This window comes from Candidatus Spyradosoma sp. SGI.093 (genome assembly GCF_050314555.1).
Taxonomy (GTDB): Bacteria; Verrucomicrobiota; Verrucomicrobiia; order Opitutales; family UBA953; genus Spyradosoma.
Genome location: NZ_JBNPNH010000006.1, coordinates 40,821 through 60,526, shown reverse-complemented (window position 1 = coordinate 60,526; position 19,706 = coordinate 40,821). Strand labels below are relative to the sequence as shown.

The following is a 19,706-nucleotide window of genomic DNA, read 5'->3' as shown; positions in this document are numbered from 1 at the left end:
GATGAGACGCGCCGCGCATTGCTTCACGCGAAAATCCTCGGCGAAGCGCCCGGGCGCCGCGCTGCTCCTCGTGCTCGGCTTCGTCGTGCTGCTGTCGTTTCTCGTCGTCGGCATCATGAAGAACGCGCAGCGCGAAATCCTTTCCCGCGCGGAAGACTACGCGCGGCCGGAGCTCGAAATCGCCGCGCGTTCCGCGCTCGAGGCGACGCTCGCGGTCGTCGCCGATTTTCAGGCGATCGACGGGGCGGTTCACGCGCCGAACCAGGGCTGGGGCGACGCGCTCGCGCTCGCCGGATTCGAGCCCGTTCCCGGCGAAGACGCGTGCCGCTTCGACGCGAAGACGCTCGTATCCGTGCGCTTCCGCGACGAGTCCGCGCGCTTCCCGCTCGACGGGCTTTCCGACGACGCGTTCCGCTCGCTCCTGCTCGCGATCGGCGTTCCCGAAGGCGAAATCGACGCGCTCCGCGACCGCCTCGCCGACTGGACCGACGCGGACGACGACGCGCGCGCGAACGGCGCGGAAATCGACGACTACGAGGCGGAAAACGCCGCCGCCGTTCCGCCGAACCGGGCTCTGCGCGACCTGCGCGAACTCCGCTTCGTGAAAGGGTTTTCCGAAATCTTCTTCGACAAAGCCGGCGCGCCGAACGCGCTTTTCCGCCGCCTCGAAAAAACCGTCTCGCCCTACGCCTCCGCGGGGCTGCCCAACGTCAACACCGCCGACGCGGAAACGCTGAACGCGCTCGCCTACGAGACGGACTGCGACGTCGCCGCCCTGCTCGAATACCGCGAAGGCGCGGGCTTCGACGGGCGGAGCGGGCGCGTCTTCCGCCACGCCTCGGATCTTTCCCGCGTCGGCGCGGAATCGCTCGCGGGCAAAGTCTCGTTCGCCGTGCGCACGCTGCGCGTCACCGTCACGGCGTCGCGCGGCGGTGCCTCGCTCACGCTCGAAGCGCTCGTCGAGGTTTCCGGCGCCGCCGCGCGCGGGAACGCGACCCCGTTCAGAATCGTCGAGCGCACGCTCGATTCCCCCGCGCCGGAAACGCCGTGAAACCTTTTCCCGCTTTTCGCGTTCAACATGAAATCCCCCGCCGTGAAAACCGCCTCTTCCCATCAGCCGCCTCCCGAAAAAAACGCCGCGCCGCCGCCGATTTTTCTGCTGCCTTCGTGGCTTTTCTTCGTCGAAAACGTGCCCGCGGATCCCGCGGCGACGCCGGAAGCGCTCCGCGAACAGGTCGCGCTGCGCCTTGAGGCGGCGGCCCCCGTTCCGCCGGAGCAGCTGCTTTCCGGCTTCCGCTTCGCGCCGCGCGGAAACGCCCTGCTCTGCTACGCCGCCGCGCGCGAACGCGCCCGCGCCTTTCTCGCGGAAATGCCCGCGAAATCGCTGCACGCGCTGCCGCTCTTCGCGCTCCGCGGGAACGACGGCGCGACGCGCCCGCGCCGCGAATGGTTCGCGACCGAAACGGAGCTGACAGCCGTGCGGCTCGATCCCGACAACGCGTTCCCGACGCGCGCCCGCTCCGTCCCGCTCGAACGCGGCGGGCGCGACGACGCCGCCTTCCGCGCCGCTCTCTTCGCCGCGCGCGACGCCCTGCGCAAGGAAATCGGCGACGACGGCGCGGAGGAAAGCCCCGACGTCTTCATGCCCTCGGAACAGATTTTCGACGCGAAAAAAGGCGCGGGAGAAATCCGACTGCTCCGCCTGCGCGAGGACGGGAGCGCCGTTCCCGCCGCGCGGACGCTCGCGTTCTCGACCGCCGACGAATCGCTCTGGTTCGCGGACGCGCGCGACGCGGAGACGCTCGCGCGGGAACGCCGGGAACGCCGCGCCGCCGCGCTTTGCCGCCAGGCGGCGCGCGCGCTCGCCGTCGCCGCCGCCGTGCTCTGCGCCGCGCAGCTCGCCCTGCTGGGACTGCGCGCGCACGTCGCCGCCAACGTCGAGGCGGAAGCCGCGCAGCGCCCGCAGGTGCGCGAAATCCGAGAACGCGCGGCGCTGATCGAAAAGATTTCCGAAATCCAGGCGAACAAACTGCAGGCGATGCGCGCCGTCGCCGCGCTCAACGCGCAGCGCCCCGAGGGCGTCGGCCTCGTCAGCTTTTCCGGCAACGGCACGACGGGAACGCTCGCCGCGAACGGCACGGCGGAAAGCATCGCGCTCGCCAACGAGTTCGAGAAGAGACTGCGCGCGTGCGGGCTTTTCCGCAACGTCGTCTTTTCCGCGAACATGGCGGCGAACGGCGCGAATTTTTCGCTGCAGTGCGCGCCCGTGAAGGCGGAGCTCGACAGGCTCGACTTCTACGCGGAAACGGACGAGGAAACGCCCGAAGACGAACCCGAAAACGGAGAAAACGCGTCATGAAAATTCCATTACACGCAAGAACGAAGATCCTGCTCGCCGCGGCGCGCGCGCGTCTCCGCGGCCGTGCTTTCAGCGTCCGCGAGCGCGCTCTGCTTCTGCTGCTCGCGGCGGCGGCGCTCGTCGTCTGGGCGAGCGGGCTCGTCTCCGCGTTCCGCGCGGACGTCGAGACGAACGCCGCGGCTCTGCGCGCTTCGGAGCAGAACGCGCTCGTCCTGGGCACGCGCGAAATCGTCCGCGCGCGCCTCGCGGAAAAGGCGCGCGAGCTGCGCGGGAACGCCGACGTCTCGGGCACGGATCTGCTTTCCGTCGTCGGCGAGCTCGGCGCCGATCTCAAACTGAAGCCGGAGAGCTCGCGCCCCGTCTCGAAGGACCAGGCGCCGTTCGACGTCGTCACCGTGCGCATCACGCTGCGCAACGCGCCGCTGGAAAAGCTCATCGAATTCGACGAGCGCATCTCCAACGAATTCCCCTCCGTCGCCGTGACCGAGGCGCGCTTTCAGCCTTCGGGCTCCGACGGGCTCACGCTCACCGCGAGCTATGAAATCACTTCGTTCCAGCTGCAGCCTTCCGCGCAGAAAAACCTTCGCTGAAAAATCTCCGTCATGAAAATCTCCTCGCATTTTCTTTTCGCCGCGGCGCTCTTCGCCGCCCTTTCCTCGGGCGTTCCCGCGTCCGCGCAGCAGACGCAGGCCGTTCCCGTGCGCCGCACGATTCAGGCGGGCACGACGACGCGCGCGGGCGCGACGCCCGTTCCCGCCGGACGCGCGGCCGAACAGACGCCCGCGAACAACGAGCCGATCGCGGTGAAGTTCGTCGAAGCCGCGCCCGCGGGAACGCCCGACGGCGAAAAGCCGCGGCTCATCGAGCGCCTCCTCATCGTCGATTCTCCCGCGCCGCAGGTCTTCGACCTGCTCGAACGGCTCACGGGCAAGAGCGTCATCCGCAGCCAGACGCTTCCCGTGCTGCGCATCAATTTCGACTCGCGCGGGCCCATCGCGACGGACAAGGCGATCGTCGCGCTCGAATCCCTGCTCGCGCTCAACGGCGTCTCCGTCATTCCCGAAGGCGAGGATTTCCTGAAGGCCGTCGTCTCCGGCTACGCGACCTCGGAGGCGCCGCCGCTCTACGTCGATTCCGTCGCGGACCTGCCCGCGAGCGAGCGTTCCGTCGCGCGCCTCTTCCGCTTCAGAAACATCAACGTCGCGAACGTCGAGCCGCTCATGCGCGGGATGGTGACGCACCACCGCGGCGGCTCGCTGCTTTCGATGCCGGCGGCGAACTCCATCCTCGTCACGGATTCGCTCACCAACGTCCAGCGGCTCGAACGTCTCGTCGGCAGCCTCGACGTTCCCGGCCAGGTGCTTTTCTACAATCTCAAAAACGTCAAGGCGTCCGAGATCGTCAAGCAGCTGCAGGCGCTCCAGCAGGGCGGCATGAAGAATCTGCTGCAGGGTGAAGTCGGCTTTTCCGCGAACGACACGACGAACCAGCTCCTCATCGTCACCAGCACGGCGAACAAGGATTTCATCGACTCGCTCGTCGAGCGGCTCGACGTCGAGACCGTCCCGCTCACGCGCAGCGCGATCTTTCCGCTGAAGCACGCGGACGCGGACGACGTCGCCGACGCGCTCAAGGGCGTCATCGAAGGCTCGCGCCCGAACGTCTCCGGGCAGAACAAGACCGCCTCGGTGACGATCATCGGAAACGGCTCCTCCTCGACGGGAACGTCTTCCTCGTCTTCTTCGTCGCGCGCTTCCTCGTCGGCGTCCTCCGGCGGGAGCACGTCCGCGCGGCGTTATTCGGCGGACGGCGCGGACGGGAGCGCCGCAGCCTCCTCGGGCGGCACCTACGACGTCGTCTCCGCGCCTCGCGGGAGCGGCGACGGCGTTCCCGCGACGACGGCGGAAAACGCCTCCGACACGCAGCGCTTTTCGGATTACCTGACAATCATCGGCGACACGCGCGCGAACTCCGTCATCGTCATCGGCACGAACAGCGACATCCGCCAGATCGCGGACGTCGTCGAAAAGATCGACATTCCGCTCCCGCAGGTGCGCATCGAGGCGATCATCGTCGAAGTGCTGCTTTCGGACAGCGACGTCAGCGGGCTGAACACGCTCGGCTTCGGCTACAAGCTCTCGCCGACGGGAACGACGAACACGCTCGCGGGCAACTACCGGCTCGCGGCGGGCGCGCCCAACGGCGCGTTCTCGATGGAGGGCTCGCTGCGCGACCTCGCCTTCGAGATGGTCTTCAATCAGGCGAAGACGGACTCGCGCGTGAAGGTGCTTTCCTCGCCGACGATCATGACGATGCACAACAAGAGCGCGCAGATCGTCATCAGCGAGCAGCGTCCCGTCATCACGGGTTCGACGACGGACTCGACGAGCATGAACACGTCGTCGCAGGTCACCTACAAGGACATCGGGCTCGAGCTCGAAGTCACGCCGCGCATCGGCTCGAACGGCACGGTGCAGATCGACGTCTCGCAGAAGATCGACAACATCATCGGCACGACGAGCATCGACGGAAACGAACAGCCGCTCATCTCCTCGCGCCGCGCGACGTCCTACATCAGCATCAAGGACCGCGAGACGATCGCGCTCGCCGGTCTGCAGTCGTTCGACGAGACGACCAACAAGGGCAAGGTCTACATTCTCGGCGACATTCCGCTGATCGGCGCGCTGTTCCGCCCGAAGACGTACTCCTCGACGCGGCGCGAGCTCATCGTCTTCCTGCGGCCCTTCGTCATCACCGACGCCGGAGAGGAGAAAAATCTCGGCGTGCGCGACGAGGCGCTCACCCGCGACGACGCGCGCGCCTTCATCGAGACGGGACGCTTCCCGCAGCTCGAGAATCCGGACTTCACCGCGGAAAAACGGGCGAAAGCGGAAGCCGACGCCGCCGCGGGAACGCCCGAAGACTCCGAAACTCCGAAGGAAACGGAGGACGCGCGATGAAGAACGCCGCGCGTGAAATTCTTTTCGTCGGCGCGGCGTTCGCGCTCGCCGCGGCGGCGCGAGCCGAGGAGACCGCGGCGGGAACGCCCGCCGAAGACGCCGCCCTTCCCGCGCATTCCTTCGCCGCGCTCGTGAGGAATTCGCCCTTCAAGGCGACCGCGAAAAACAAGGCCGGCGGGAACGCGCCCGCCGCGTCGCGCCGCCTGCGCTTCGTCGGCATGCTGACCGTCGCCGGGCGGACCGCGTTCGGGCTCTACGACGACGCCGCGCAGCGCGGCTTCTGGCTCGGCGTGCGGGAGACGAACGACGCCGGGATTTTCGTCGAAGGCTTCGACGCCGAACGCAGGACGCTCGCCGTGCGCGTCGGCGCGGAACGCCTGACGATTCCGCTCGCGACGCCGGAAGAAAAGCCGCTCGCGATTCAGGGCGCGACCTACGTTCCCGCGCCGCGGCCGACGACGCAGACGAACGCGACGCAGCCCGTCGCGCCGGCGACGAAAATCGCGCCCGCGCAGCCCGCGGACCGGAATCAGCCTCAGACGCGGCGCGGCAATCGCGGAGACCGCCCGCGCTGAGCGCGGGAACGCGCGGAAATCACAGGCGCACGGGAACGCCCGCCGCGCGCATCGCTTCCTTCGCCTCGCGGATCGAATACGTCCCGAAGTGGAAGATCGACGCCGCGAGCACCGCGCTCGCCTTGCCCTTCTTCACGCCGTCCACGAGGTGTTCGAGCGTTCCAGCGCCGCCCGAGGCGATGACGGGAACGCCGACGCTCTCGCTCACGCGGCGCGTCAGCTCCAGGTCGTAGCCCGTCTTCACGCCGTCGCAGTCCATGCTCGTGAGCAGGATTTCGCCCGCGCCGAGCGCGACGACCTTTTTCGCCCACTCGACGACGTCGAGCCCGCAGGGCTTGCGCCCGCCGTGCGAATACACCTGCCACGTGTCCGTGCCGGGATTGCGCCGCGCGTCGATCGCGACGACGATGCACTGGCTGCCGAACTTCTTCGCGGCGTCGAGGACGAGCTCCGGCGCGGCGATCGCCGAGGAGTTCAGCGAAACCTTGTCCGCGCCCGCGTTCAGCATCGCGCGGATGTCCTCGAGCGTGCGCAGCCCGCCGCCCACCGTGAGCGGCATGAACACCTGGTCGGCGGTGCGCTCGACGACGTCGCGCATGATCGCGCGCCCGTCGGACGACGCCGTGATGTCGAGAAAGACCAGCTCGTCCGCACCCTGTTTTTCGTAGGCGCGCGCGCAGTCCACGGGATCGCCCGCGTCGCGGAGCGACTCGAACTGCACGCCTTTGACGACGCGCCCGGCTTTGACGTCGAGACAGGGAATGATGCGGACCGAAAGCATTTTTCAAAAAAAATCGTGAGCGCGATAATGCCCGATTCGCTCCCTCGCGAAAAGGTTTTATTTCCCGTCCGTAAAATCGAGGGGCGCGGACGCGAAAAAATCCGCCGCGGGAACGGGCCTGCGGCGGATCGACGAAAAACGGACGGGAACGCGCTCAGTGCGCGGAAGCGCGCGCGCGGGCTTCGGCTTTCCGGTCCCACTTGCGGATCTTGTCCGGAAGCGTGCCGCCGAGCTCGTAGAGCTTCGCCTTGTCGTGAATCATCGACGCGCGGGAGAAACCGTTGAGCGAGTATTCGTTCTGCAGCCAGATCGCCTCTTCGGGGCAGACTTCCTGGCACATGCCGCAGTAGATGCAGCGGAGCATGTTGATCTCGAAAGCCTTGGGCGCCTTTTCGACGACGTCGGCGTGCGGCGCGGCGGGATCGATTTCGCCGGGCGTCACGCGGATCGCCTTCGCCGGGCAGACGAATTCGCAGAGCTGGCAGGACACGCATTTTTCGCGCCCGGAAGGATCTTTGACGAGCGTCGGCACGCCGCGATAGCCTTTCGGGATGTTCGGGCGCTCTTCGGGATACTTGAGCGTGACCGGTTTGCGGAGCATGATGCCGAGCGTGATCTTCATTCCCGCGAGCACCTGCGGAATGTAAAGTTTTTCCCACCAGCGGAGCGGCTTGCGGGTGACGACCTTGATGTTTTGCGTAGCCATTGCGTTGAATCTTTCAGTACGTGAACGTTATTTCAGCAGACCGTCCCACACGCCGAAGCCGACGAGATAGGCGACGAGGTTGGCGATCGCGAAGGGCAGGAGCAGCTTCCAGCCGACGCGCATCACCTGGTCGAAACGGAAGCGCGGCACCGTCCAGCGGATCCAGATGATGACGAAAAGCATGAAGACGATCTTCACCAGCAGGCAGACGACGCCGAGAATCGCGGCGGGGACGCCGGCGAGCCCGAGCGTCGGCAGGAACGGGAACGCGTGCCAGCCGCCGAGGAAGAACAGCGAGAACATCGTCGATCCGAGAATCATGTGCAGGTATTCGCCCGTGAAGAAAAGGCCGAACTTGAACGTGCCGTATTCCGTGTGGAAGCCGCCGACGGTGTCCGTTTCCGATTCCGGCATGTCGAAGGGCTGGCGGTTCATTTCCGCCATGAGCGCGACGAAGAAGAGAATCGCGGAAAGCGGCGCGAGCACGACGTTCCAGAGCCCGTTCTGTTCGCGGACGATGTCGAAGAGCGAGAGCGGGTTCGCGTCGGGATTGCCGCTCGTGAGCAGCACGACGGGCAGCACAGAGAGCACCATCGAAAGCTCGTAGGAAATCAGCTGCGCGCTCCCGCGGACGGAGCCGAGGAACGGATACTTCGAATTGGACGCCCAGCCGCCGAGCACGACGCCGTAGACGCCGAGCGAGCTGACCGCCATCACGAAGACGAAGCCGGGATTCATGTTGCAGAGCATCAGCGCCGTCTCCTTGCCCGTCTCCGGATCAACGTAGGACGTGAACGGCATCATCACGATCGTCAGAATCGCGGGCGCGAGCGCGAGGCACGGCGCCAGGCAGTAATAGAACTTGTTGACGTGCTCGGGCATCGGCTCCTGGCGCATGAAGAGCTTGCCGCCGTCGGCGATCGGCTGGATGAAGCCGCAGTAGGTCAGCACCTTGCCGACGACCGGAATCGCCGCGATGAAGGGCATCGTCGTGCGGCAGGGACCGACGCGGCCCTGCGCCCACGCCGCCGTCTTGCGTTCAAGCAGCACGGTGTAGAGACACCCGCCCATGATCACGAGGACGAGCGCGACGGCGAAAATCGCCTTGAAGACCGCGCCCGTGACGGCGACGGCGTCGTCGCCCGCGGGAATGTCCGGAATGCCGAGCCAATCCTGCACGCACGTGTCCGTGCCGTTGAACCACTCGATGAAGGCTTTTGCGAATTCGTTCATGGTGAATTTCTCCGAGAAAAATTATTTCGTCGCCGGCTTGTAGAGCAGCGAGCCCGTTTCCGGAAACGCGATTTTCGCCCAAGGCGCGGCGTCGAGCAACACGCCCTCGTCCGGAATCTTCGCGAAATCGACCGTGGCGAGCGCGGGGCATTCGCGGCGCATCCCGATCCAGATCGTTTCGACGGAAGCGTCCGCGGCGGCGTTCCCGCCCGAGGCGAGCGCGGCGAAGACGTCGAGCTCGTCGCGCGTTCCCGCGATTCCGGGAATCGCGGCGTCGAACTTCTGCAGGCGGAACTGCTGGTTGACGAAGGTGCCGGTCTTTTCGAACACCGTGCGGCCGGAGAAGACGACCGTCGCCTCCGCCTCCGTCGCGTTCCTGTGCGTGCCGAGATAGACGACGTCCGCCTTCTTCAGCTGCTTCTGCGTGAAGCCCTGCGCGAGGAGATCTTCGCCGCAGACGAAGACGGTCTTGACTTCGCCCGCCTCGACGGCGGCGGCGAGCGCGGAGACGTCCGCCAACTCGAAATCCTTCACGAGCCCGGAGACGAGCGCCCCGCGGCGGTTCGGCGTGCGGTCCTCGGAAATGAGGAAGCCGTCGTTGGCGTCGAGCGTCTTCGCCAAATAAACTTTACCGCCGAAGGACGCGGCGAGCTTCTTGAGCGCCCACTGCTCTTCGAGGCTCATCCTGCCGGAAGCGACGAACGCCGGCGTTCCCGCGGAAAGCAGCGCGCGCGCGGCGTCGACCGCCTCTTCGAACTCGACGGCGCTTTCCCCGCGGCGCGTTCCCGCGAGGCGGTTCGCGTCGTCCACGGTCTTGTAGATCATGCGGCCGGAGTCGGACATCCACGCGTCGTTCACGCAGTCGTTGCGGCGCGGCGTGATGCGGTAGATCTTGCCTTCGCGGGACCAGACGGTCGTGTTCACGCCGACGCTGGATTCCGTGCACACGCTCTTCGTGCGCTTCAGGAACCACACGCGCATCTTGAAGCGGAAATCCTTGCTGGTGAGCGCGCCGACCGGGCAGAGATCGACGACGTTCATCGAATAGTTCCCGTCGAGCTCCTGTCCCGGATAGCAGTCGATCTGCGTCATCGAGCCGCGCTGGACGGCGCCGAGAACGGGGCGCTTCAGAATGTCGCGGCAGAAGCGGACGCAGCGGCGACAGAGCACGCAGCGCTCGTTGTTGAGCGAGACGCGCGGACCGATGCTCTTGGCGCGCGGCTTCACGTTCTTGTCGTCGCGGTAGCGGGAACGCCCCTTGCCGTACGCGAACGAAAACGCCTGCAGCGTGCACTCGCCCGCCTGGTCGCAGATCGGGCAGTCCAGCGGGTGATTGGCGAGAAGAAATTCCGTCACGCCCTCGCGGCTGGTCGTCACCATGGGAGACTTCGTCTTGACGTGCAGATTCGGCGAAACCGTCGTGCCGCAGGCGATGGCGGGCTTGGGCATCCAGCCGATTTTCGGCGAACCGTCTTCGTTCAGCACGGGCGCGCCCGTCGCGCGGTCGCGCATCGGCATGCCGATTTCGACGAGGCACATGCGACACGTTCCCGCCATCGGCAATTTCGGGTGATAGCAATAGTGCGGAATTTCGATTCCGACGCTCTTCGCCGCCTCGATGAGATTCTGTTTGGCGGCGACGCTGTAGTCCTTGCCGTCAATGTTGATGGTGACTGAGTTCGACTGTTCTTCTGCCATGGGAGAAAATTCAAAAATGCTTCGCCGAGCATATTCCGCCGCTCCCGCGAGTGCAAGGAATATCGCGGCGCGCGCCCGCGGCGGGTCAGTCCGTTTCCGGGCGGAGGAGCTCGTCGAGGGCTTCGGCGAGGATTTTCGCCCTGCCGGCGTTCCCGCGGCGCTCCGCGGCGGCGAGCTGTTCCCGGAAATACCGCTCCGTCTCGGGGACGCGCTCGGGGAAGTGCAGCTTGACGATCGTCGCGTAGGAGAGAAACGCGAACCACGGCGCGCGGCGGCTCTCCATCGCCTTTTTGTAGAAGGCGAGCGCGGGCTCGAAGTCGGGCTCGCCGTAGATCAGCGGCGTCTTCACGTTGGAGACCTGCGCGCCGAGCGCGAAGACCTTGCCTTCGCCGGGGAAGCGTTTCTCCATCTGCGCGACGAGCTCGAGCGCGCGCTCGTAAGCCTTGCGGTGGATTTCCGCGCGCACCTGCGGCGAGACGCGCCGCCCGCCGCGCGCCGAGACGATCCACGACGGGAAGTCGAACGCGACGTAGTTCACGGAATGTTCCCAGAAAAAGTAGTTCTGCGGGTCGAGGGCGCGCGCGAGGTCCGCCAGCGCCTCGCAGCTTTGCAGGTCGCGTTCGCTCCAGAAGTGGAACGCGCGCAGCCACGCGACGTCGGCGAGCACGGTGCGGAAGCCGCCGAGCGTGCCGAACACGACGCCCGTTCCCGCGGTCTCCGCGAGCGTTTCGGCGGAAAGTTCCGGGAGCGTCGCCTTCACGGCGGCCCAGGCGGGCTTTTCGAGCGGCGCCGAGGCGAATCCCGCTCCCGCGAGCACGAGCGCGGGAACGCCCCAGCGCTTCGCGAAGCGGAAAACCGTATCCGAAATCCGATGACGCATGGCGGGAACGGGCCTCCTCACATCTCCCGGCTCCGGAAGAACCAGAGCGTCACGACGAGCGGCGCCGCGATCCACAGCGCGCCGTAGCCGAAGATCTCCCACAGCGTCTCCGCGGGAAGTCCGGCGCGCTCGAGCGTGAGCTGCGGCCCGACGTTGAAGAGCTGGAGATTCGGCACGACCTTCGCGAGCGCCGCCGCGCCGAGCTTCGCCGCCGCGGAGGATTTTTCCGAAACCGCGACGTCCTGAAGCACGTACTGCAGCTGCGCGATCAGCAGCCCGCAGAACGAGACGACGACAGCGTAGAGGTACGTCTGCGAAAAGCTCGTGAACGCCATCGTCATCGCCGCGACGACGCCGAGCCGCGCCCACTGGACGAGCGCGAAGACGGCGAGCCCGCCGAGGCTCAGAAACGGCTCCGGCATTCCGCGCGCCGCCGCCTGCGCCGCGAGCGCGGGCTGGCGCAGCGCGAGCACGAGACCGAGCAGCGCCGCCAGAATCAGCGTGAAGACGCCCAGCAGCAGCCACACGCCGAAGAATTTCCCCAGCACGAACGAGGCGCGGCTCACCGGCTTCGCCAGCAGCGTGATCGCCGTGCGGTTGTCGATTTCCGCGAAAAAGAGCTGCACGCTCATCACCACGGCGAGCACCGAGCCGAAAAGAAACAGCCCGCCGAAACCGAAGTCGGCGACGAACTTCAGCTCCGTGCCTCCGAAATTGAGCCCGGAAAGCCCGACGGAGACCAGCGTCAGCGCCAGCCCGAGCAGGAGCAGGAAATTGAAGAATTTTTGCCGGACGGCTTCGAGAAACGTGTTTCCGGCGATCAGGGCGACGGCTTTCATGAGCGGCGGTTCTCCTTGGAAAAGTTGCTGACGAAGAATTTTTCGAGCGACATGCGCGGGTGCGCGACGGATTCGATTTCCGCGCCGCGGGAACGCAGGAACGCGCGCAGCTCCGCGAAGTCCGCCTCCGAAAGTCCCTCGGCGCCGGAAAGCGTCAGCGTCGTGCGGTCGCGGCGCGTGAGCACGGCGTCGAGCGTTCCCGCGACGACGAGCCTGCCCTTGTCCATGATCGCGATGCGGTCGCAGATGTTTTCGACCTGCCCGAGCAGGTGCGAGCACAGCAGCACCGTCTTGCCGCGGCGCTTCATGCCGAGGATGCACTCGCCGATTTCCGCCGAGCCGATCGGGTCGATGCCCGCCGTGGGCTCGTCGAGAATCACGAGCCGCGGGTCGTGCACGATCGCCTGCGCGACGCCGATGCGCTGCAGCATGCCCTTGGAATACGTCTTCACGCGGCGGGAAGCGGCGGCGGTCATTCCCGTGATCTCGAGCGCCTCCTCGACGGCGGCGTCGAGCCGTTTCGCGGGAACGCCGGCGAGCTTCGCGTAAAACCGCACCAGCTCGCGCCCGGAAAGCCAGCCGTAAAAATACGGCGCCTCGGGCAGAAACCCGACGTCGCGGCGCGCGGCGGCGTCCGTGCTTTCCCTGCCGAAGAGGCGGCACGTGCCCGAAGTCGGGCGGAAGAGCCCGAGCATGATCTTCAGCGTCGTGGATTTCCCCGAGCCGTTCGGCCCGAGCAGCCCGAAGATCTCGCCCGGCGCGACGCTGAAGGAGACGTCGTCCACGGCGCGCAGCTTCACGCCGCGCACGCCGATGCGGAAGTCTTTGGTCAGCCGCGAGATTTCGACGGCGGGAACGGTGTCGGAAGATGCCATTGCTTTCTCAGGAAACGATGGTGAAGCCGCGTTCCCGCGGCGGGGCGACGCTGAGGCGCGTTTCGACGGAGCGGATGAAGGAACGCATCTCTTCGGCGACGGCGCGCGTGAACGCCGAGACTTCTCCCTCGGCGCCTTCCGCGTGGAGCAGCACGCGCCCGTCGGGAAGATTGCGGACCGTCCCCGAAACGTCGTAGCCGCGCGCGAGCTTCAGCGTCTGATACCGAAACCCGACGCCCTGGACGCGCCCCTCGAACCAGACGTCCGCATGGTGAATCTCTTTGTCCATGCCGCAATGCAAACGAGTTCCCGCGCCGCCGCCAAGAAAATTTTCTCGCAAGCCGGACGCGGGAACGCATGATTGAAAAGCCATGCATACCTGCGAAAAAATCTATACCGACGTTCCGATCGGCCACGTCCAACACCGCCATCCCGGGCACTGCCGTTTCGTGCACGGGCACAACTGGTCGTTCGCGCTGACGTTCGCCTGCGAAGAGCTCGACGAGCAGGGATTCGTCGTCGATTTCGGCGGGATAAAATTCATCTCCCGGTGGATCGCGGAAAACCTCGACCACGCGTGCACGTTCGCGAAGTCCGACGCCGAGGGGCTCCGGATGCTCGCGGCGTTCCCGCATCTCTTCAAGCCCTACGTCATGGAAAACTGCTCGGCGGAAGGCATGGCGGAGCACCTGTTCGGCGTCTTCGACAAACTCATCCGCGAGGAATCGAAAAACCGCGTGCGCCTGCTTTCCATCCGCGTCGGCGAGGACAGCAAGAACTTCGCGACCTACGCGCCGAAAAGCGCCTGAGCCGCGCGCGGACGCAATGCTTCGCGGGAACGAAAAATGACTTATCCGGTTTTTGAGACTTTCCACTCGTGGCAGGGCGAGGGCGAACACGTCGGGCGCTCGGCGTTCTTCATCCGCCTCTACGGCTGCCCGATCCGCTGCAGCTGGTGCGATTCCGCGGGAACGTGGAAGCGCGACTGGACGGGCTCGCGCGACGTGCGCGACCTCGACGCGCGCACGCTCGCGGACGCCGCCGCCGCGGCGCGTCCGGACTTCGTCGTCGTCACCGGCGGCGAGCCCGCGATCCACGACCTCGCGCCGCTCGTCGACGCGCTTCACGCGAAGAAGCTCCGCGTCCACGTCGAGACCTGCGGCGCGTTTGAAATCCGCGGGAACGTCGATTGGGTGACGCTTTCGCCGAAGCCGCAGCGCCCGCCGCTCGCGGAAAACTGGGCGCGCGCGAGCGAAATCAAGCTCATCATCTCCGAGCCCGCCGACATCGCGTTCTGGGAGGCGCGGATCGGTCCGAACTCCGTGCGCTCGATCTGGCTGCACCCGGAATGGTCGCGCCGCGAAAACGCCGAAGTCCTCGACGCGATTTCGGCGCACGTGCGCGCGCGCGGCGCTCCCTTCCGCGCCGGCTGGCAGACGCACAAGCTCTTCGGCGTCCGCTGACGAAGTTTTCCGTCAGAAAACCGCAAAGTCAAAGGACGTTAAAAAAAGTTTTATTTCGGGGATTTTAAGGGATTCGATTCAGCCCCGCGAAACGCCCGCCGGAAAACCGAAAAAATATGCGCCGCCTCACGACCGAAGGCAGGAATGCCTTCGCCCCCAAGGCGGCGTTCCCGCGGAGCCCCGTTTCCCTGCTCCTCCGTTCCTCTGTGTTAAAATTGTGCGGGAAGGAATTTCAAAGAAGCGGCTGGAAAACCGCCTTTCCTCCATAAACTTTCTTTAACTTCCTTTGACTTCGCGGTTCTTCTCTGCGTTCTTCGCGTTTTTTGATTTCGCGGGCAAGCGGGACGCTTACTCTCCCGAAAATTCCGCGTTTGCGGTTTCGGCGGGAGCGCGTATGCTTGCGCGGAGTTTATGAGGTTCACGCCCGACAATCATCCGCCGAGAGGCCTGCTCCGCGGCGAAAAAATCTCGGCGGCGGCGCGCGCGCGAGGGTTTCTCGCGGCGTTCGCGCTCGGGCTCGCGGGAACGCTGACGGCGGCGCTTTTCTGCGGCTGCGGCGAGAACGTGCCGCCCGCGGAACTCGCCGCGCGCGCGGGCGTGCTGCTCGCGAACAACGGCGGCGAGCCGTCGGCGCTCGATCCGCAGTTCGCGCAGCCGGGCGTCATCGAAAACCGCATCATGCTCGCGCTCTTCGAAGGGCTCGTCACCTACGATCCGCGCACGCTCGCGCCCGTTCCCGCGATCGCCGAATCGTGGGAGACTTCCGCCGACGGGCGCACGTGGACCTTCCGCCTGCGGGAGGACGCGAAGTTTTCCGACGGCGCGCCGATCACGTCCGCGGACTTTCTTTTTTCCTTCCGCCGCATTCTTTCGCCGAAGCTCGCCTCGCCCTGCGCGTCGCTGTTTTTCGCGCCCGTGAAGAACGCCCGCGCGTTCGCGAAAGGCGAGCTGACGGATTTCTCGCAGGTCGGCTTTTCCGCGCCCGACGCGCGCACGATCGTCGTCGAGCTCGAAAGCCCGTGCCCGTACTTCCTGTCGCTAGCGTGCCATTCGAGCTGGAGCGTCGTTCCCGCGCACGCGATTCTGAAATTCGGCGCGATCGACGAACGCTCGACACGCTGGACGCGCCCGGAAAACTTCGTCGGCAGCGGACCGTTCCGCCTCAAATCCTGGCGCGTCGCCTACCGCATCGAGACCGAAAAAAATCCGTTCTACCGCGACGCCGCGCGCGTCGCGCTCAGCGGCGTCCGCTTCGACGCGGTCGAGGACCAGTTCGCCGAGGAAAAGGCGTTCAACGACGGGCAGTATCACGTAACGAACACCGTGCCGCCCTCGCGCGTTCCCGTGCTGCGCGCCGAGGCCTCGCCGACGCTGCGTCTGGACCCGTATCTTTCGACCGCGTTCATCCGCGTGAACTGCGCGCGCCCGCCGCTCGCCGACCCGCGCGTGCGCCGCGCGCTCTCGCTCGCGCTGGACCGGCGCGCGCTCGCCGAACGCGTCATGCGCGGCGGCGAAACGCCGACGGCGACGCTCGTGCCCGAAGCCGCCTACGCCGCCTGCGCGGGAACGGCGCCCGCCGCGCCCGAGGAAGCCTCGCCCGCCGAATACGCCGCGACGCGGGAACGCGAAATCGCCGAAGCGCGCCGTCTGCTCGCCGAAGCCGGATTTCCCGGCGGCGCGGGCTTCCCGGAAATTTCCTACCTCTTCAACACCTCGGACGGCGCCCAGTTCTTCGCGCAGGCGATTCAGGAAATGTGGCGGAAAAATCTCGGCGTCCGCGTCGAGCTGCGCAATCAGGAATACAAAGTTTACCGCACGAGCCTCGCGCGCGGCGACTACGAGCTGGCGCGCTCGGCGTGGAGCGGCGACTATCTCGACCCGACGACGTTTCTCGAGCTCTTCGTCTCCGGCGGGCACATCAACTGGACGAACTGGAACGACGCGCGCTACGACGCGCTGCTCGCCGCCGCCGCGCGGGAACGCGTTCCCGCCGCGCGCGAGCGACTGCTCCGCGACGCCGAGGCGATTCTGATCGACGCGGCGCCGATCATCCCGACTCTGCATTCGCGCAGCAAGTTCCTGCTCGACCCGCGCGTCCGCGGCTGGCATCCGAACCTGCTCGACATCCACCCCTACAACGCGGTGACGCTGGACTCCGGGAACTGAGCGGATTTCGGAAAATCCTCTCCCGCGGGAACGCGTCAGGAATCCTTGAGGAGGGATTCGAGCGTGACGGAGTCTTCGGCGGTTTCGAAGCTCGCGGAAAATTTAGCGAGCGCGGCGTGCAGTTTTTCGTCGCCGGCGAAGCTGATTTTTTTGCGGATGGTGTCGAATTTATCCCGCAGCTTGCTGAGGGTGATTCTGTTCAGCGTTCCCGCGGCGGCGTAGCGGGTTTTCCCGGTCTCGTCGGGCGCGAGCGCGCTGACGAGCTTCATCTCCGTCAGCGTTCCGACGCATTCGGAAGCGAAATTGGCGGGAATGCGGATTTTGTCGCAAAGTTCTTCGAGCGTCGGTCCCACGCCCTTGCTCGCGCCTTCCGCGAAAATCACGAACAGGCAGGCGAAGAGCGCCTCACGCTTGGAGCGCGGGCTGAGCTCCGCCCACTGCCGGCTCACGTTCCGGTACGTTCCCGCGTTCTGCACGGCGTAGGAAATCTGCCCGCCGACGAGCAGGAACATCCACGAAAGATAGAGCGCGAACATCAGAATGAAGATCACGCTGAGGTTGCCGTAGATCGAATTGAACTCGGAAATCTTCGACACGAACAGCGACGCCGCCTTGCCGCACGCCGCGAACGTCGCGGCGACGGTCGCGCCGCCCAGGAGCGCCGGACCCCAGTTCACGTTCGTCTTCGGCAGGTAGCGGTTCAGGCTCGCGAAGAGCACCGTCGTGACCGCGAACGCGAAAAGCCCGGGCACGAACGAGGTCATCACGTCGAAAAAGACTTCACCGTTCGGCACGGCGGCGAACCAGGCGGCGACGTCGTTCGTGTGTTCCGAAAGGTTTTTGAGAATCGCGGAAACGGAAAGCACCGACATCGAAATCGCCGAAAACACGCCTCCGAGAAGCAGAAAAAGAAAATACACCCAGAAGCGGCGCGCCCAGCTGCGGCGTTTTTTGACGTTCCAGATGAGATTGTAGGCGTCCTCGACGCGGGCGATCATGAACACGGCGAGCACGACGAGGACGAGCGTGCCGATCGTTCCCGAGGAGCCGGAATTCGCCATCGTGTTCTTGAGCAGCATGCCCGCGAACTCTTCGAGCTGAGGCGCGACGCCGCCGATCGTCGCTTCCGCGGAAGGCGCGGCGGCGGCGGCGCCTTCCGCGAGCGCGTCCGCGGATTCCGCCGTTTCCGCGGGCGGAAGCGCCGGCAGGACAAGCTGCATCGTCTCCGCGAGACGGTCCTGCATGATGCGGACGGCCTCTTCGCCGCGCACGTTCATCACGACGCCGAAGATCGTCAGCACGAGCATGACGAACGGCGCGAGCGCCATCAGCGCGTAATACGTCAGCGCCGCGGCGTGCATCGGAATGTTGTTGTCGATCGTGCCGTTGACGGTGATTTCGACGATGCGCCAGATCGCCGTGAAGACGCGCATCGGCAAGGAATGGTGCGCCGCCTCGGTCGGCGTCCACACGGTTTCGTCGTAGAATTTTTCGAAGGACTTTTTTCGCGCCGCGCACCAGACGGCCACGCGCGGCGGCCTTTTCGCGGGAACGGCGTTCGGGGTATTCGGGGAATCGGACATGACGGCGAAAGCGGGGAGTTTTTCGGGGCGGGAAGGGCTTCGGCGGCGGCGCGGCCGAACGTCACGGCGCGGGCTCGGCGGGAACCTCGCGGGCGAGCTCGTCGAGAAATTCGCGGAGATTGGTCTCTTCGCCGAAGAGCACGAGCACGTCGCTCTTCTCGAAGCGATCGGCCTGCTTCGGTACGCCGAGCGTCCGGCGGGTACGATCCTCGAGACGGACGTCGCGGTCCGGGACGGTCTCGTCGTGCGGCTCGCGCTTCTCCGGCTTCTCTCTGCGCCGTTTGATGGTGACAAGCAGAATGCTGTTTCTGCGGAATTTTTCGGTCGCCTCGCGCAGCGTTCTGCCGACGAGACCATTCGGCGTCTCCGCCTCGACGATGATGTGCCCGTCGCCGAGGTCGTAGCCGTCCACCGCTCCGCGCATCATGATGGAGTGCGCGAGTCCGCGCGCCGCGAATTCTTCGGGCACGACGATGCGGTCCACGCCGAGGAGATTCAGCAGGTGTTCGTGCATCGGCGAAAGCACGCGCACGATCAGCTTCTTCACCTTCAGCTCCTGCATGCGGGCGGTGAGCGTCATCGACGCCTCGAAATCGTCGCCGATCGCGATGAAGACGGCGTCCATCTTCTCCAGCGAATAGTTCCCGAAGCGCGCGAGATTGTTGAAGTCCAACTCGATCGCGGCCGACGCGTAATCCTTGACGGCGGCGACGTTCTCCTCGCGGCAGTCGATCGCCAGCACCTGCGCGGAAAGACTCGCCAGATGGCGGCAGAGATGTCGCCCGAAAACGCCCAGCCCGATGACGCAGTACTGGGGATCCTGTGTTTTTGTTATGCCGAACATTATGCGGAGAGCTTAACGCTTTTTCGCGCCTCGGAAAAGAAAAGTCTGCGCGAAGACGCTCTGCGCCCTTCGAAATCGCGTTCTCCGTTCCCGCGCCGCGCGCCTTCACATCAGCAGCGGACGCGAGCCCGAGGCGCGGCACGCGGCGTCCGCCGTGCGGAAAATCGCCGCCAACGCGGCGAAGCCGAGCAGAATCAGCGCCGTCGTCACGCTCCACGCGAGCAGAAAAAAGATGCCCGCCGCGCACGACGCGCCAAGCGCGAGCGGCGCGGGATTCGGCGGCGGCGTCAGCCAGAACACGCCGATCCAGGCGAGCGTGTTGAAGACCTCGAAAACGATCCCGACGACGCAGGCGGCCTTCGCCCACACGGCGTAGACGGTCGGCTCGGTCTTCGCGGCGGCGGGCGCGTTCGCCTTGCCTTCCTTCGCGGGTTCAGCCGTCGCCGGCTTCGCGGCGGGTTTCGCGGGAGCGGGTCCCGCGGTCTTGGCGGCGGGAACGCGTTTCGCGGCTTCGGAGGCGACGGCGGGTTTCGGCGCCGCGGGGCGAGGCGTGAACGCCGGTTTCGCGGAAGCCGGAGCTCTCGCGGGCTCGGGTTTCGCCGGCGCCTTCGCGGGCGTCGGCGGCACGGGAACGGACACTTCCTCGCCGCAGCGGCAACGGAAGATTTTTCCGAAATAATCGGGGTCGGCGTCGTATTCCGCCTTGCATTTGGGGCAATGGACAATCATGAAGCGGATTGTGAG

Annotated in this window: 19 protein-coding genes; 8 read left to right on the top strand and 11 right to left on the bottom strand. The window is 66.0% G+C overall.

Annotated features, from left to right (window positions below; genetic code table 11):
- The first annotated feature begins 1 nt into the window (after position 1).
- Genes ACQREB_RS06825 through ACQREB_RS06805 form a run of 5 tightly spaced genes read left to right on the top strand, consistent with a single transcriptional unit; the run spans position 2 to position 5,894 of the window.
- Complete coding sequence (locus ACQREB_RS06825; protein ID WP_427766897.1) at positions 2-1,051, top strand: general secretion pathway protein GspK; 1,050 nt, start codon at positions 2-4, stop codon at positions 1,049-1,051.
- A gap of 42 nt (positions 1,052-1,093) precedes the next feature.
- On the top strand, positions 1,094-2,359 hold the full coding sequence (locus ACQREB_RS06820) for a hypothetical protein (RefSeq protein WP_427766895.1): 1,266 nt from the start codon (positions 1,094-1,096) through the stop codon (positions 2,357-2,359).
- Complete coding sequence (locus tag ACQREB_RS06815; RefSeq protein WP_427766893.1) at positions 2,356-2,949, top strand: hypothetical protein; 594 nt, start codon at positions 2,356-2,358, stop codon at positions 2,947-2,949. Before ACQREB_RS06820 ends, ACQREB_RS06815 begins: the two co-directional genes overlap by 4 nt.
- Before the next feature lie 12 nt (positions 2,950-2,961).
- Positions 2,962-5,319, top strand: coding sequence for a type II secretion system secretin GspD (gspD, locus tag ACQREB_RS06810; RefSeq protein ID WP_427766891.1), 2,358 nt, complete (start codon positions 2,962-2,964; stop codon positions 5,317-5,319).
- The gene (locus ACQREB_RS06805) at positions 5,316-5,894 is read left to right on the top strand and encodes a hypothetical protein (protein WP_427766890.1); all 579 of its coding nucleotides are present in this window, start codon (positions 5,316-5,318) and stop codon (positions 5,892-5,894) included. Before gspD ends, ACQREB_RS06805 begins: the two co-directional genes overlap by 4 nt.
- A 19-nt stretch (positions 5,895-5,913) precedes the next feature.
- Here ACQREB_RS06805 and hisF read toward each other — a convergent pair whose 3' ends face one another.
- The 8 genes from hisF to ACQREB_RS06765 all read right to left on the bottom strand — a co-directional run bounded on the left by hisF (position 5,914) and on the right by ACQREB_RS06765 (position 13,195).
- The gene (gene hisF / locus ACQREB_RS06800; RefSeq protein WP_427766888.1) at positions 5,914-6,675 is read right to left on the bottom strand and encodes an imidazole glycerol phosphate synthase subunit HisF; all 762 of its coding nucleotides are present in this window, start codon (positions 6,673-6,675) and stop codon (positions 5,914-5,916) included.
- A 154-nt stretch (positions 6,676-6,829) separates the two neighbouring features.
- Positions 6,830-7,381 carry a NuoI/complex I 23 kDa subunit family protein gene (locus ACQREB_RS06795; protein WP_427766885.1) on the bottom strand — a complete coding sequence of 184 codons (552 nt, stop codon included), beginning with the start codon at positions 7,379-7,381 and terminating at the stop codon, positions 6,830-6,832.
- A 27-nt stretch (positions 7,382-7,408) separates the two neighbouring features.
- Complete coding sequence (locus ACQREB_RS06790) at positions 7,409-8,614, bottom strand: complex I subunit 1/NuoH family protein (RefSeq protein ID WP_427766882.1); 1,206 nt, start codon at positions 8,612-8,614, stop codon at positions 7,409-7,411.
- Positions 8,615-8,635: 21 nt separating this feature from the next.
- The gene (locus ACQREB_RS06785) at positions 8,636-10,312 is read right to left on the bottom strand and encodes a 2Fe-2S iron-sulfur cluster-binding protein (protein WP_427766880.1); all 1,677 of its coding nucleotides are present in this window, start codon (positions 10,310-10,312) and stop codon (positions 8,636-8,638) included.
- A gap of 85 nt (positions 10,313-10,397) precedes the next feature.
- The gene (locus ACQREB_RS06780; RefSeq protein ID WP_427766878.1) at positions 10,398-11,192 is read right to left on the bottom strand and encodes a hypothetical protein; all 795 of its coding nucleotides are present in this window, start codon (positions 11,190-11,192) and stop codon (positions 10,398-10,400) included.
- A 17-nt stretch (positions 11,193-11,209) separates the two neighbouring features.
- Complete coding sequence (locus ACQREB_RS06775; protein ID WP_427766875.1) at positions 11,210-12,031, bottom strand: ABC transporter permease subunit; 822 nt, start codon at positions 12,029-12,031, stop codon at positions 11,210-11,212.
- Complete coding sequence (locus ACQREB_RS06770) at positions 12,028-12,906, bottom strand: ABC transporter ATP-binding protein (RefSeq protein WP_427766873.1); 879 nt, start codon at positions 12,904-12,906, stop codon at positions 12,028-12,030. Before ACQREB_RS06770 ends, ACQREB_RS06775 begins: the two co-directional genes overlap by 4 nt.
- A 7-nt stretch (positions 12,907-12,913) precedes the next feature.
- Positions 12,914-13,195, bottom strand: a complete 282-nt coding sequence (locus ACQREB_RS06765) for an acylphosphatase (protein WP_427766870.1) — start codon at positions 13,193-13,195, stop codon at positions 12,914-12,916.
- 82 nt (positions 13,196-13,277) lie between these two features.
- Between ACQREB_RS06765 and ACQREB_RS06760 the strand changes: the two genes are divergently transcribed.
- The 3 genes from ACQREB_RS06760 to ACQREB_RS06750 all read left to right on the top strand — a co-directional run bounded on the left by ACQREB_RS06760 (position 13,278) and on the right by ACQREB_RS06750 (position 16,535).
- A complete protein-coding gene (locus ACQREB_RS06760; RefSeq protein ID WP_427766868.1) occupies positions 13,278-13,715 on the top strand; it encodes a 6-pyruvoyl trahydropterin synthase family protein in 438 nt (145 codons plus the stop codon).
- Positions 13,716-13,751: 36 nt separating this feature from the next.
- Positions 13,752-14,369, top strand: coding sequence for a 7-carboxy-7-deazaguanine synthase QueE (locus tag ACQREB_RS06755; protein WP_427766865.1), 618 nt, complete (start codon positions 13,752-13,754; stop codon positions 14,367-14,369).
- A 411-nt stretch (positions 14,370-14,780) separates the two neighbouring features.
- Complete coding sequence (locus tag ACQREB_RS06750) at positions 14,781-16,535, top strand: peptide ABC transporter substrate-binding protein (RefSeq protein ID WP_427766863.1); 1,755 nt, start codon at positions 14,781-14,783, stop codon at positions 16,533-16,535.
- A gap of 35 nt (positions 16,536-16,570) precedes the next feature.
- On the opposite strand, the gene ACQREB_RS06745 is transcribed toward ACQREB_RS06750, so the two are convergent.
- The 3 genes from ACQREB_RS06745 to ACQREB_RS06735 form a co-directional block, all read right to left on the bottom strand.
- A complete protein-coding gene (locus tag ACQREB_RS06745) occupies positions 16,571-18,118 on the bottom strand; it encodes a YihY/virulence factor BrkB family protein (RefSeq protein WP_427766861.1) in 1,548 nt (515 codons plus the stop codon).
- Positions 18,119-18,179: 61 nt separating this feature from the next.
- The gene (locus tag ACQREB_RS06740; RefSeq protein WP_427766858.1) at positions 18,180-18,962 is read right to left on the bottom strand and encodes a potassium channel family protein; all 783 of its coding nucleotides are present in this window, start codon (positions 18,960-18,962) and stop codon (positions 18,180-18,182) included.
- Between the two features lie 105 nt (positions 18,963-19,067).
- Positions 19,068-19,691, bottom strand: a complete 624-nt coding sequence (locus tag ACQREB_RS06735) for a hypothetical protein (protein WP_427766856.1) — start codon at positions 19,689-19,691, stop codon at positions 19,068-19,070.
- Between the last annotated feature and the right edge of the window lie 15 nt (positions 19,692-19,706).